At 72.9% G+C, this 12902-nt stretch carries 12 protein-coding genes; 7 read left to right on the forward strand and 5 right to left on the reverse strand.

Translation table 11 applies throughout. From position 1 onward, the window contains the following. The coding region (locus VLJ82_RS11350) for a DNA translocase FtsK (RefSeq protein WP_408663460.1) at positions 1-726 on the forward strand (726 nt) is incomplete at its 5' end. 125 nt (positions 727-851) lie between these two features. Here the strand turns inward: VLJ82_RS11350 and VLJ82_RS11355 are convergent. After that, positions 852-1004, reverse strand: coding sequence for a hypothetical protein (locus tag VLJ82_RS11355; protein WP_408663461.1), 153 nt, complete (start codon positions 1002-1004; stop codon positions 852-854). Between the two features lie 73 nt (positions 1005-1077). Further along, positions 1078-1674, reverse strand: coding sequence for an amino-acid N-acetyltransferase (locus VLJ82_RS11360; RefSeq protein ID WP_408663462.1), 597 nt, complete (start codon positions 1672-1674; stop codon positions 1078-1080). Between the two features lie 149 nt (positions 1675-1823). Here VLJ82_RS11360 and rimO point away from each other — a divergent pair, with 149 nt between their 5' ends. The 6 genes from rimO to VLJ82_RS11390 all read left to right on the forward strand — a co-directional run bounded on the left by rimO (position 1824) and on the right by VLJ82_RS11390 (position 7086). Then, positions 1824-3239, forward strand: coding sequence for a 30S ribosomal protein S12 methylthiotransferase RimO (rimO, locus tag VLJ82_RS11365; protein ID WP_408663463.1), 1416 nt, complete (start codon positions 1824-1826; stop codon positions 3237-3239). Then, positions 3236-3826 (forward strand): CDP-diacylglycerol--glycerol-3-phosphate 3-phosphatidyltransferase, encoded by a 591-nt coding sequence (pgsA, locus tag VLJ82_RS11370; protein WP_408663464.1) that lies wholly within the window; start codon positions 3236-3238, stop codon positions 3824-3826. The genes rimO and pgsA overlap by 4 nt, the downstream gene beginning before the upstream one ends. 34 nt (positions 3827-3860) lie before the next feature. After that, positions 3861-4400, forward strand: a complete 540-nt coding sequence (locus VLJ82_RS11375) for a CinA family protein (protein ID WP_408663471.1) — start codon at positions 3861-3863, stop codon at positions 4398-4400. Between the two features lie 154 nt (positions 4401-4554). Next, entirely contained in the window at positions 4555-4908 is a 354-nt protein-coding gene (locus VLJ82_RS11380; RefSeq protein WP_408663465.1) for a helix-turn-helix domain-containing protein, read from the forward strand. A gap of 692 nt (positions 4909-5600) precedes the next feature. Next, entirely contained in the window at positions 5601-6107 is a 507-nt protein-coding gene (locus VLJ82_RS11385) for a TetR/AcrR family transcriptional regulator (RefSeq protein ID WP_408663466.1), read from the forward strand. 130 nt (positions 6108-6237) lie between these two features. Beyond that, entirely contained in the window at positions 6238-7086 is an 849-nt protein-coding gene (locus tag VLJ82_RS11390; RefSeq protein ID WP_408663467.1) for a PspA/IM30 family protein, read from the forward strand. Between the two features lie 117 nt (positions 7087-7203). On the opposite strand, the gene VLJ82_RS11395 is transcribed toward VLJ82_RS11390, so the two are convergent. From VLJ82_RS11395 to VLJ82_RS11405, 3 genes are all read right to left on the reverse strand, one after another. Further along, on the reverse strand, positions 7204-7995 hold the full coding sequence (locus VLJ82_RS11395) for an Fpg/Nei family DNA glycosylase (protein WP_408663468.1): 792 nt from the start codon (positions 7993-7995) through the stop codon (positions 7204-7206). A gap of 4 nt (positions 7996-7999) precedes the next feature. Next, the gene (locus tag VLJ82_RS11400; protein ID WP_408663469.1) at positions 8000-12517 is read right to left on the reverse strand and encodes an Lhr family ATP-dependent helicase; all 4518 of its coding nucleotides are present in this window, start codon (positions 12515-12517) and stop codon (positions 8000-8002) included. Positions 12518-12637: 120 nt separating this feature from the next. Continuing rightward, the coding region (locus tag VLJ82_RS11405) for a GNAT family N-acetyltransferase (protein WP_408663470.1) at positions 12638-12902 on the reverse strand (265 nt) is incomplete at its 5' end.

The raw sequence follows: 12902 nt of genomic DNA on the forward strand, positions 1-12902 counted from the left end.
CTGATGATGGTGGCCCCGCGCGACGTCGAGGACGCGGTGGTGCGGATCACCCAGCTGGCCCGGGCGGCCGGCATCCACCTGGTGATCGCCACCCAGCGGCCGTCCGTCGACGTGGTGACCGGCCTGATCAAGGCCAACGTGCCGTCCCGGCTGGGCTTCAAGACCTCGTCGGTGACCGACTCGCGGGTGATCCTGGACCAGCCGGGGGCGGAGAAGCTGCTCGGCAAGGGCGACGGGCTGTTCCTGCCGATGGGGGCGGCCAAGCCCGCCCGCATCCAGGGCGCCTACGTCACCGACGCCGAGATCAACGCGATCGTCAAGCACTGCAAGGGCCAGCTGCAGCCGACCTACCGGGAGGACGTGACCGCTCCGGCGGCCGCCGCGAAGGAGATCGACCCGGACATCGGCGACGACCTCGACGTGTTCCTGCAGGCGGTCGAGCTGGTGGTCTCCACCCAGTTCGGCTCGACCTCGATGCTGCAGCGCAAGCTGCGGGTCGGCTTCGCCAAGGCGGGCCGGCTGATGGACCTGATGGAGTCGCGCTCGATCGTCGGCCCGTCCGAGGGGTCGAAGGCCCGCGAGGTGCTGGTCAAGCCGGACGAGCTGGCCGGGCTGATCTACACGCTGCGCAACGGCGGCAGCGCCGAGGACCTGGTGGCCGAGGACTCCGACGACGAGGAAGCCGGTGGCCCGGCCGGCTTCGCGGACGAACCCGCGCCGTTCTGAGGCCGGAGCGGCGACTGTCATGACGATCGCACGTTATGGCGACCGATCGTCATGACAGTCTCCGGACATGCCACGGCCCCGACCGCGAGTGCGGTCAGGGCCGTGGCGAAGCTGGGCGGCTGCTGCTAGCCGCGCTTGACGTGCCGGGCCAGATAGAACATCCGGCGGAGCGTCAGCTTGGCCCGCGTGTCCGAGGCATGACGGCCGGAGCCGACCGCCTCCCGAGCGGGCACCGTCCAGCTCGCCGTCCCAGGTCGGGTCAACTGAAATCCGGTCATGGATCACCACCTCCGCCGCCGACGGTATAGGTGTTGTCTCCTGTTACTGGAGAGGCGCGCGGGACTATCAACCTCAACTTGACGTTTTGGTCGACTGCACGGCGTTGCGGAAGCCGTTGCGAGCTTCGGGGGCTGCGCGGTCGGTCAGCGTGAGCAGCATCCGGGAGTTGCCCAGGGTGTTCGGCTTGACGAACTCCAGGTCGAGGAATTCGGCGATGCCGGCGTCGTAGGAGCGCAGCAGTTGGGAGTACACCTCCGGGTCCACCGGGGTGCCCTGGATCTCGGAGAAGCCGTGCCGGGCGAAGAACCGGGTCTGGAAGGTGAGCGCGAATAGCCGGGCCAGGCCCAGTTCGCGGGCGTCGGCGATCAGCTCGTCCAGCAGCAGGTCGCCGATGCCGTGGCCGCGGCGTTCCGGCGACACCGCGAGCGTGCGGATCTCGCCGAGGTCCTCCCACAGCACGTGCAGCGCGCCGCAGCCGATCACCTCGCCACCGATCTCGGCTACCCGGAACTCCTGCACCGACTCGTACAGGGTCACGGTGTCCTTGGCCAGCAGCACCCGATGGCTGGTGTAGGTGTTGACCAGGGCCCTGATCGCCGGGACGTCGCGGGTGCGGGCCCGCCGGATCGATACCTGGCCAGCCGGACTGGGCGGACTGATCTCAGGCATAGCCGCACCATACCCACCGGCCGTCGCCCGGCCCCAGGTAGGCCGGGCTGTACCGGCCCCCACCCGGCCCGAACGAGGCGGGCTCGGGTGGGCGGTTTCCGTGGCCCGAGCGGATCGGGCCCGCGCGGCTGCCGGGTAGCCTGCAGGATGTGTCCTCACCTGTGCAGCCCGCCCCGGCCGGCAGCGTGGCCATCGTCACGCTCGGCTGCGCCCGCAACGAGGTGGACTCCGAGGAGCTGGCCGGCACGCTGACCGCCGGCGGCTGGCAGCTGGCGCCGTCCGAGGCGGCCGACGTGGTGGTGGTGAACACCTGCGGCTTCATCGACTCGGCCAAGAAGGACTCGATCGACACCGTGCTGGCCGCCGCCGACACCGGCAAGAAGGTGGTCGCGGTGGGGTGCCTGGCCGAACGCTACGGCGAGCAGCTGGCGGCCGCGCTCACCGAGGCCGACGCCGTGCTGGGCTTCGACTCCTACTCGAGCATCGACGACCGGCTGGCCGACGTGCTGGCCGGCCGGCCGGTCGTTCCGCACGTCCCCACCGACCGGCGCACCCTGCTGCCGATCAGCCCGGCGCACCGCCCGGCGGCGGCTGCCGAGGTGGCCGTGCCGGGGCACCGGTGGGGGCCGCGGGCGCCCCGGGTCCGGCTGGACGACAGCCCGGTCGGTTACCTCAAGCTCGCGTCCGGCTGCGACCGGCGCTGCACCTTCTGTGCCATCCCGTCCTTCCGGGGTGCGTTCGTGTCCCGTCCGGCCGCCGAGATCGTGGCCGAGGCACAGTGGCTGGCCGAGCACGGCGTCCGGGAGCTGGTGCTGGTCAGCGAGAACTCCACCTCCTACGGCAAGGACCTCGGCGACCTGCGGGCGCTGGAGGCGTTGCTGCCGGAACTGGCCGGGATCTCCGGCATCGACTGGGTCCGGGTGTCCTACCTGCAGCCGGCCGAGCTCCGCCCGTCGCTGCTGCGGGTCATCGCCGGCACCCCGGGCGTGCTGCCCTACTTCGACCTGTCCTTCCAGCACGCCGCCCCCGGGGTGCTGCGCCGGATGAAGCGGTTCGGCTCGACCGAGTCCTTCCTCGGCCTGCTCGACGAGGCCCGCGCGCTGGCGCCGGCGGCCGGGGCGCGCAGCAACGTCATCGTCGGCTTCCCCGGCGAGACCGAGGACGACGTCGCCGAGCTGGAACGGTTCCTCACCCTGGCCCGGCTGGACGTGGTCGGGGTGTTCGGCTACTCCGACGAGGAGGGCACCGAGGCCGAGCGGTTCGACGGCAAGTTGGCTGCCGATGTGATCGCCGCCCGGGTGGCGCGGATCTCGGCACTGGCCGACGAGCTGATGTCCCAGCGCGCCGAGGACCGCCTCGGCGAGACCGTCGAGGTGCTCATCGAGTCGGCCGCGGACGGCGAGCTGACCGGCCGGGCCGCCCACCAGGCCCCCGAGACCGACGGCAGCGTCCGGCTCACCGGCGCGCTGGCCGGACTGCGTCCCGGCGTGCTGGTGCGAGCCGTGGTGACCGGCACGGACGGGGCCGACCTGATCGCCGATGTGGTAGCCGGTTCGGCGCGATGACCGAGATCGACCCGATGGCGACGCCGGCCACCACCGTGTCGGTGTGGAACATCGCCAACGCCCTGACCATGCTGCGGCTGGCGCTGGTGCCGTTCTTCGCCCTGGCGCTGCTGGCCGATGACGGCCACAGCACCGCGGGACGGGTGACGGCCTGCGTGCTGTTCGGGGTGGCCAGCCTCACCGACCGGATCGACGGCGAGCTGGCCCGCAAGCGCAGCCTGATCACCGAGTTCGGCAAGCTCGCCGACCCGATCGCCGACAAGGCCCTCACCGGCACCGCGCTGGTGGGGCTGTCGGTACTGGGCGACCTGCCGTGGTGGGTGACGCTGGTGGTGCTGGTGCGCGAGGTGGGCGTGACGATGCTGCGGTTCTGGGTGATCCGGCACGGGGTGATGGCGGCCAGCCGGGGCGGCAAGCTCAAGACGCTGGTGCAGGCGGTCGCCATCGGGTTGCTGCTGCTGCCGCTGACCGGTGCGTTGCACACCGCAGCCGTCGCGGTGATGGCGGTGGCGGTGCTGCTCACCGTGGTCACCGGGCTGGACTACGTGGCCCGGGCGGTGCGGCTGCGCCGGCCGGTACGGGCATGAGCGGGCCGGAGCCGGCCGGGTCGGGCATGAGCGGATCGGTACGGGCATGAGTGGGCCGGAGCCGGCCGGGCCCGGGACGGAGCTGGCGGGCCTGCTGGAGCGGCTGCACCGCAACCTCGCCGAGCAGCAGCAGACCGTGGCGGTGGCCGAGTCCCTGACCGGCGGCCTGTTGGCCGCCGCGTTGACCAGCACGGCCGGGGCCAGCGTCGCCTTCCGCGGCGGCCTGGTGGTGTATGCCACCGACCTCAAGGCCCGGCTGGCGGGTGTGCCGGAGAACCTGCTCGCCGAACAGGGACCGGTGGCGGCCCAGGTGGCCCTGGAACTGGCTCGCGGGGTGCGCGACCGGCTGTCGGCCAGCTGGGGGGTCGGGGTGACCGGGGTGGCCGGCCCCACGCCGCAGGACGGCAAGCCGGTGGGGACGGTGTTCCTGGCGGTGGCCGGTCCCGGCAACGGTATCGAATCGGTATCGGAGCTGAATCTGATCGGAAACCGGAACACGATCCGGGCGCAGGCCGTTGAACAAGCAGTCGCACTTCTTGCCGGCGCGGTGGATCAGCTGGCCGGGCAATCCTGAAGGCGATGGAAGTAGTTCGCTGTCAGCAGATTAGTTGGCGTGCCGGGCACTGCAGGTGGTGACCGGACTAGCATGGGATTTCAGAAGATCGCCGACCGGCCGATGAGGTGTAGTGGCCGAAGACGTGATCGGTCGACGAAGGGGGTTTCCCGAGATGGCAGTTCTCCGCCATGTGGTCGGTGAGACCCTGCGCGCGGTGCGGCTGCGGCAGCGCCGCACGCTCCGCGAGGTGTCCGCGGCCGCCCGGGTGAGCCTGGGCTACCTGTCCGAGATCGAGCGGGGCCACAAGGAGCCGTCCTCGGAGCTGCTGGCCGCGATCTGCGAGGCGCTCGACATTCCGCTGTCCGAGGTGTTCCTGCTGGTCTCGGACACCCTGCGCCGGCAGGAGACGATGGCCGAGCGGGCCATGGTGCTCGGCGCCCGGCGGGGCTCGCCGCTGCTCACCCCGGCACCGTCCCGCGGCACCGAAGGGCCGCAGGTCCGAACCCTGCCGCACGTCGCCGCGTAGCTTCCGGGCGGCTGCCCCAGCTTCACCTGCCGATCCCGTCTCCCGGTAGGTCGGCCGCTTCCGGCGCGCTGTCGCTTTCCTCGATGCTGTCGCTTTCCCCGAGTGTGCTGTCGCCTTGTGGGCGGAGTTCTCATCCCGCGGCGCAGCTCACATCCGGTGCCCGGAACTCTCATGCCGCGGTCGAGACAATGGGCGTGTCGGGTGTGCGGCTACCTGCACCCGCCGCCGGGCCGCCTTAGCTTCGGGGTATGAGTTCGCACAGTGCCCCGCGTCGCTCCGATCCGCTGACCGACTTCGTCCTGCGCGCCACCACCACGACCCCGGTGCCGGGTCCGCCGCCGCGACCGGCGACGGCCGGCTACGGCGGCGCACCGGTACCCGTGTCCCAGGCCGCACCGGCACCTGTATCTCAGTCCGCGGTGGCACCCGCGTCTCAGACCGCGGCCGCACCCGTGTCCCAAGCCGCGGCGGCACCTGTATCTCAGGCCGCGGCCGCAACCGTGTCCCAAGCCGCGGCCGCACCCGCAACCCGGAGCACGGCGACCCCTGCGTCCCAGAACACGGGGTTGCCGCCCGGCGGAGGTGCCCTTCCGAGCGCGGCGGCCGGCGAGACCAAGCCGCAGGCTTCGGGAACCGGCGCGGGGCCGGTCCGGTCGCCGGCGGCCACCGTGAACCCACGAACTGCGGGCCCGATGGCGCGCAGCCGGGCCGCCATCCTGGACGGCGCCCGGGCCGCGGTCGAGGCGAACGGCACCAAGATCACGATGGCCCAGGTGGCGGCCCGCGGCGGGGTGGCCAAGGCGACGCTGTACAACCACTTCCGGGCCCGGGAGGACGTGCTGGCGGCACTGCTGCTGGACGAGATCGACCGGCTGGTGGCCGCGGTGTGGCCGCTGGAGCTGTCCCGGGCGCTGACCGCGGCGGCGGTGGCGGTCTCGGAGCACCCGCTGCTCGAGGCGCTCGGCGGCCAGGACACCACCACGCTGGCGGTGCTGGCCCGGGTGGACGTCCGGACCCCGGGCTGGGCGAGGGTTGCCGCAGCGGTCGAGCAGTTGCTGCGCCGGGCCGGCCGGGCCGGCACGCCGACAGTGCTGCGCTGGTTGTCGTCCTACATCATCGCGCCGGCGGACGAGGTCGACATCGCAGCCGACGTGGCGGTACTTCTCGCCGGCCTGCCGCCGGCTCGCTCGCAGCCGTAGCCCCCTTCGGACAGCGTGTCGGGTGCTCGGTCCGGCGGGGTCAGGTGGCTTGGACCGGGCAGCGCCCCATGATGCAGACTGGACGGCACCAGAAGTCTCCGAGGACGGATACCGGAAGGTCGTAGCAGCGATGGCGAACGGGTTGGTCAAGGCCTGGCGATACATCTCAGCCTGGTTCGGTGCCAAGGTGGACGAGAAGGCGGACCCGAAGATCCAGATCCAGCAGGCGATCGAGGACGCCCAGCGCCAGCACGAGGCGCTGACCCGGCAGGCCGCCAGCGTGATCGGCAACCAGCATCAGCTGGAGCTCAAGCTGGACCGGCAGCTCAGCCAGATCGAGGAGCTGCAGGCGCAGGCTCGCCAGGCCCTGGTGCTGGCCGACCAGTCGCGCGCCGCCGGCGACGAGGCCAAGGCCGCGGAGTTCGAGCAGACCGCCGGCGTGCTGGCCAACCAGCTGGTCACCGCCGAGTCGGCGGCGACCGACCTGAAGGAGTTGCACGACCAGTCGATGCAGGCCGCCCAGCAGGCCCGGCAGGCGGTGCAGGACAACGCCATGCTGCTGCAGGAGAAGCTCGCCCAGCGCACCAAGCTGCTCAGTCAGCTGGAGCAGGCCAAGATGCAGGAGCAGGTGTCGGCGTCGCTGAACCAGATGGGTGAGATGGCCGCGCCGCGTAACACCCCGTCGCTGGACGAGGTGCGCGACAAGATCGAGCGGCGCTACGCCAATGCGCTCGGCCAGGCCGACCTTGCCACCAACTCGGTGCAGGGCCGGATGCTGGAGGTGCGCAAGGCCACCATGAACATGGCCGGGCAGGCCCGGCTGGCCGAGATCCGGGCCTCGCTGGGCTCGGGCACCGGCGGCACCGGCAGTTCGACCCCGGACGCGCTGTCGGCCACCGCACCGCCGGCGCTGGAGAAGCCGGCCGCGCCGTTGACCGACGACCAGGCCGTGACCGAGCGGGCCGAAACCGAGCGCTGACCGGCCGGTTCGTTCGTTAGGGCTTTGCCGGCCTGCCCGGCTCGCGTCGGGCCTGGCCAGCTTGCGTCGGCCTAGCGGATCGCGTCGAGCCCTGACAGTTGGCGGCAGGCCTGGCGGTCAGCCGGGCATGGGCTGGCAGGACGGGCAGTAGTAGGTGAGCCGTTCGGTCGCCGGGTCGGCGCCCTGCTCGCACATCACCACCCGGGTGCCGCACCGCCGGCAGGCCTTGCCGGCCCGGCCGTAGATCCACAGCCGCTGTCCGGGCTGTCGCCAGCCGGTGGTGGAACGGTTGTGGTCGCCGAGGTTGCCGCGCAGCAGCCGTACCGAGTCGTCGATCAGCGCGCCCAGGTCGGGCACCTCGCCGACCGGCAGGAACGGGCTGAGCCGGTTGAGGAAGAGCAGTTCGCTCTTGTAGACGTTGCCGATGCCGGCTACCAGCCGCTGGTCGAGCAACGCCTCGCCGATCGGCCGGGACGGCTGGGCGGCGAACCTGCGCAGCGCCTCGGCCCGGTCGAAGTCGGCGGCCAACAGGTCCGGTCCGAGGTGCCCGACCACCTCGTCCTCGGCCTCGGTGGGCAGCAGCTTCAGGTCGTGCACCCGGAATCCGGCCGCCAGCCATTCAGCGTTGCCCACCAGCGCCCGGATCTCGAAGTCCCGGCCGGCGGGCCGCGCGCCGGCCGGGCCGACCCGCCAGCCGCCGTCCATCCGGAGGTGGCTGTGCAGGGTCTGGCCGGTGGAGAACCGCATCAGGATGTGCTTGCCGCGCGGCACCACCTCGGTGACCGTGTTGCCGGTCAGGTCGGCCAGCGCGAGTGCCGGAACGCGCAGGTCGAACCGGGTGACGGTCCGGCCGGCCAGGGCGGCCTGCAACCGGCGGCTGGTGATGTAGACGGTGTCGCCCTCGGGCACCGCGTCACGCCCGCAACCGCAGCCCGCGCGGGGACGGCCGGAAGCCGGCCTGCTCCAGCGCGTGGCCGAGCGGGGAGGCCACGATGGGATCCCCGTCGGCCGACTCGACGTGCAGCTTGCCCAGCGAACCCGCCCGGGCGCTGACCGCGAGCGCGGCCGCCGCGGCCTGCAGCCGGCTCTCCTCGGCCGAGAAGGACAGCAGTGTCTTGCCGCCGCGCTCGACGTAGAGCACGCACTCGCCGTCCACCAGCACCACCAAGGCGCCGGCCTTGCGGGCCGGCTGGTGGCCGCGCCGGCCCGCCTCGACCTCGGGCTGGTGCACCCGCTCCGGCCAGCTCAGAGCCGCCCCGTACGGATTGGCCGGGTCGGTGGCCGCCAGCACCAGGGCTTCGGGCGGGTCGGTGCTGGCCCGTTCCGGCGCGCTCATCAGGCTGCGCAGCCGGTCGATGGCACCGGTCAGCCCGAACTGGGCAGCGCCCAGCCCCTCGACGAAGTAGCCGCGGCGGTACCGGCCGGCATCCTCGCCCTGCCGCAGCACCGGGTAGACCGCCGAGAAGCCGCCAGGCACCCCTTCGGCGGACACCTCGCCGCGGGTCAGGATGCCGTAGCGGTCCAGCAGCACCTCGGTGCGCAGCAGCGCCCGGTGGGCGTCGTCGGGGCCGCGGTCCGGCACCCGCGACCAGCGCCCGGGCAGCGTGGCCGCCGACTGCCGGCCGGTGGCCAGGGCGGCGCGTCCCAGGTTGAACCGACCGTACCGGGCCCGGGGTGCGGCCGGCCGCCGCCCGTGCGCGGTGCGCCCACCGCCGAGCCGGGCCCGGACCGGTGCCAGGGTGTCGTTGGTGACCAGCCCGGCGAAGGCCAGGTCCCAGATCGCGGAGACGATGTCGGCCTCGGCGGTCTCGTGCGCGGCCGCCGGCTCCGGGGCGTCGCCGGTCTGGTCGAGCTGGGCACGCACCCGGTCGGTGATGGCGCGCAGGAACAGTGCCTGGTCGCCCTCCAGGGACGCCAGCACGGCCTGGTGCAGCGGAGTCAGGTCCAGCTCGGCCACCGGCGGCAGCAGTTCGGCCGCCGCGCCGGCCGGAACCAGGGCCAGCCAGCCGTCGTTGCCGGCCAGCGGGCCGGCTCCGCACCACAACACCTCACCGGAGCTGGTCAACTCGTCCAGCATCGCCGGTGAGTAGTCCGACAGCCGGGCGGGCAGCACCAGGCTTTCCAGCGCGCTGGCGGGCACCGCGACCCCGGCCAGCTGCTCGATCACCCGGGCCAGGCCGTCGACGCCCCGGGCTCGCCGGCCGGCGCCCACGCCCTGCCATTCCGGCAGGAACCGGGCCAGCATTCCCTGTGGCGCCGGTTCCACCTCGCGGCGCAGCGCGGCCAGCGACCGCCGCCGAATGGTGCGCAGCATGGTCGCGCCGCAGTACTCGCGCCCGACCCGGCCGGGGGTGAACTCGCCGGCCACCAGCTGACCGGTGGCCACCAGCCGTTCCAGGCCGGCCTGGACCACCGCCGGGCCCAGGCCCAGCCGGGCCGCGGGCTCGGCGACCAGGAACGGGCCGTGGGTCCGGGCGAACCGGGACAGCAGGTCACCCAGCGGATCGGCGACCAGCTCGGTGAAGGCCTCCGGGATGCCCACCGGCAGCGCGGCGCCGAGCGCGTCCCGGACCCGGCCGGCGTCCTCGATGGCCAGCCAGCGCAGCTCGCCGGCGATCCGGACGGTGATCGCGCGGCGGGTCGTGCGCAGCCGTTCCAGTTCCTCTTCGGTGGCGCCGCGGGCGACGGCTTCGACGGTGCTGAGGTCGCCGACCTCGCGCAGCAGGTCGTGGGTCTGGTCCAGCCCGCGGACCTGCCTGGCCTCGCTGAGCCGCTGGGCGTCGGCGATGGACTCGGCGATGGCGTTCTCGTCGAGCAGGTCGCGCAGGTCCGGCGAGCCCATCAGCTCGGCCAGCAGCGAGGTGTCCAGGGTGAGTGCCTGGGCCCGGCGCTCGGCCAGCGGTGCGTCGGTGTCGTAGAGGAACATGCCGACGTAGCTGAACAGCAGCGACTGGGCGAACGGCGAGGGGCTCGAGGTCTCGACCTCCACCAGCCGCAGCTGGCGCGCGTTCAGCTGGCGCATCAGGTCGGTCAGGCCCGGCAGGTCATAGACGTCCTGCAGGCATTCCCGCATCGCCTCCAGCACCACCGGGAACTGGCCGTAGTCCCGGGCGACCTGCATCAGGGCGTTGGCCCGCTGACGCTGCTGCCACAGCGGCGCGCGGCGGCGCGGGTCGCGCTTGGGCAGCAGCAGGGACCGGGCGGCGCACTCGCGGAACCGGGAGGCGAACAGTGCCGAGTTGGTCACCTCGGCGGTGACCAGGCCGGCGATGTCAGCCGGGTCGAAGACGGCGATGTCGGCGCCCGGCGGCTCGGCGGTGGTGTCGGGCAACCGCACCACGATGCCGTCGTCGGAGTGCATGGACTGCACGTCCAGCCCGTAGCGCTCGCGCAACGCGGCCGAGATGGCCAGCGCCCACGGCGCGTTGACCGGCGCCCCGAAGGGGGAGTGGATGACCAGCCGCCAGTCGCCGAGCTCGTCGCGGAACCGCTCCACCACGATGCTCCGGTCGGTCGGCAGGTGCCCGGTCGCCTCGCGCTGCTCGGTGAGGTAGCCCACCAGGTTGGTGGCCGCCCACTCGTCCAGCCCGGCCGACCGCGCGCGCTCGACCGCCGCGGTGCCGGCGGCACTGCCCAGCTCCCGGACGAACGCCCCGATCGCCCGGCCCAGCTCGGCCGGCCGGCCCAGCGAGTCGCCCTTCCAGAAAGGCATCTTGCCGGCCTGCCCGGGTGCGGGGGTGACCAGCACCCGGTCGTGGGTGATGTCCTCGATCCGCCAGGACGAGGACCCGAGCAGGAACACCTCGCCCACCCGGGACTCGTAGACCATCTCCTCGTCCAGCTCGCCCACCCGGCGGCCCGGCCCGTCGGCGGAGGCCAGGAACACCCCGAACATGCCGCGGTCGGGAATCGTGCCGCCTGAGGTCACCGCCAGCCGCTGCGCTCCGGGCCGTCCGGTCAGCTCGCCGGTGATCCGGTCCCACACCAGCCGGGGCCGCAGCTCGGCGAAGGCGTCGGAGGGGTAGCGGCCGGCCAGCATGTCCAGCACCGCCTCCAGGGCGGACCGGGGGAGGGTGGCGAACGGCGCGCTGCGCCTGACCAGCCGGTCCACCTCGTCCACCGTCAGAGTGTCCAGCGCCACCATCGCCACGATCTGCTGGGCGAGCACGTCGAGGGGGTTGCGGGGATAGCGCATGGACTCGATCTGGCCCTCGCGGATCCGCTCGGCCACCACCGCGCACTCGAGCAGGTCGCCGCGGTACTTGGGAAAGAGCACGCCGCGCGACTCCGCGCCCACCTGGTGCCCGGCCCGGCCGAGCCGTTGCAGGCCGGCGGCCACCGAGGGCGGCGACTCCACCTGCACCACCAGGTCGACCGCGCCCATGTCGATGCCCAGTTCCAGCGAGGAGGTGGCCACCACCGCCGGGATCCGGCCGGCCTTGAGCTCCTCCTCGACGATCTGGCGTTGCTCGCGCGAGACCGAGCCGTGGTGGGCCCGGATGTCGGCAGTCCGGTCGGGGTCGCGTTCGTGGGCCAGGTCGTTGAGCCGGGCCGTCAGGCGCTCGGCCAACCGGCGGGAGTTGGCGAACACGATGGTGGAGCGGTGGCTGTCGATGAGGTCCAGCACCCGTTCCTCGACGTGCGGCCAGATCGAGGCGCGGCGCTGCGGGTCCTGCCCGGTGTCGGGTTGGCCGTCGCCGAGCGCGGTCAGGTCCTCCACCGGGACCACCACGGACAGGTCCAGTTTCTTGACGGTCTTCGGTTGGACCACGGTGACCGGCCGCCCGCCGGCCAGGAAGGTGGCAACCTCCTCGATGGGCCGGACGGTGGCCGACAGGCCGATCCGCTGCGCCGGCTGGTCGAGCAGCGCGTCCAGCCGCTCCAGGCTCACCGCCAGGTGGGCGCCCCGCTTCGTCGCCGCGACCGCGTGCACCTCGTCGACGATGACGGTCTCGACCCCGGCCAGCGCCTGCCGGGCGGCGGAGGTGAGCAGCAGGAACAGCGACTCCGGCGTGGTGATCAGGATGTCGGTGCCGTGCCGGGCAAAGGCCCGCCGGTCCTCGGTCGAGGTGTCGCCGGACCGCATCGCGACCTCGATGGCGGGCTCGGGCAGGCCGAGCCGGCGGGCGGCCTGGGCGATGCCCACCAGGGGTGAGCGGAGGTTGCGTTCCACGTCCGCGGCCAGCGCCTTGAGGGGGCTGACGTAGAGCACCCGGCAGCGCCGGTTCGCCTCGTCCGGAACCGGCAGGGCGGCCAGCCGGTCGATCGCCGACAGGAACGCGGCCAGCGTCTTGCCCGAACCGGTTGGGGCGACCACCAGGGTGTGCTCACCCCGCGCGATCGCCTGCCAGGCCCCGACCTGGGCGTCGGTGGGGGCGTCGAAGGCACCCTCGAACCAGGCGGTGGTCGCCGGCGCGAACAGGGTGTCCATGCATTCAGTGTGCCTGGAGGGTCTGACAAGAGTCCGGCGAGATCATCCGTCGCCCAAGATCGGCCGGCCAAGGTCCACCGGCCAAGGTCCGCCGGCCTGGCAGCGCCCGAAGCTCTCGGCCTAAGAGTCCGTCCGTTCTAGGCTGGCCCGCAGCCGCTGCCGTGCGGCCGGCCAGTCCTCGTCGGTCATCGCGTACTGGGCGGTGTCGCGCCAGCTGCCGTCCGGCAGGATCCGGTGCTTGCGTAGCACACCCTCGAAGGTGGCGCCCAGGCGCAGGATGGCGGCCCGGGACCGCTCGTTGCGCACATCGGTGTGCCAGACCACCCGGGCGGCCCCGAGCTCGTCGAAGGCATGGCTGAGCAGCAGCAGCTTGGACTCGGTGTTG

It is taken from the genome of Jatrophihabitans sp. (assembly GCF_035474675.1).
Taxonomy (GTDB): Bacteria; Actinomycetota; Actinomycetes; order Mycobacteriales; family Jatrophihabitantaceae; genus Jatrophihabitans_A.

Excerpts from the sequence above, each read along its gene's own strand:
- VLJ82_RS11355 (WP_408663461.1), bottom strand. The coding sequence starts at position 1,004 with ATGACCGGATTTCAGTTGACCCGACCTGGGACGGCGAGCTGGACGGTG.
- VLJ82_RS11360 (WP_408663462.1), bottom strand. The coding sequence starts at position 1,674 with ATGCCTGAGATCAGTCCGCCCAGTCCGGCTGGCCAGGTATCGATCCGG.
- pgsA (WP_408663464.1), top strand. The coding sequence starts at position 3,236 with ATGACCGAGATCGACCCGATGGCGACGCCGGCCACCACCGTGTCGGTG.
- VLJ82_RS11380 (WP_408663465.1), top strand. The coding sequence starts at position 4,555 with ATGGCAGTTCTCCGCCATGTGGTCGGTGAGACCCTGCGCGCGGTGCGG.
- VLJ82_RS11385 (WP_408663466.1), top strand. The coding sequence starts at position 5,601 with ATGGCGCGCAGCCGGGCCGCCATCCTGGACGGCGCCCGGGCCGCGGTC.
- VLJ82_RS11390 (WP_408663467.1), top strand. The coding sequence starts at position 6,238 with ATGGCGAACGGGTTGGTCAAGGCCTGGCGATACATCTCAGCCTGGTTC.
- VLJ82_RS11400 (WP_408663469.1), bottom strand. The coding sequence starts at position 12,517 with ATGGACACCCTGTTCGCGCCGGCGACCACCGCCTGGTTCGAGGGTGCC.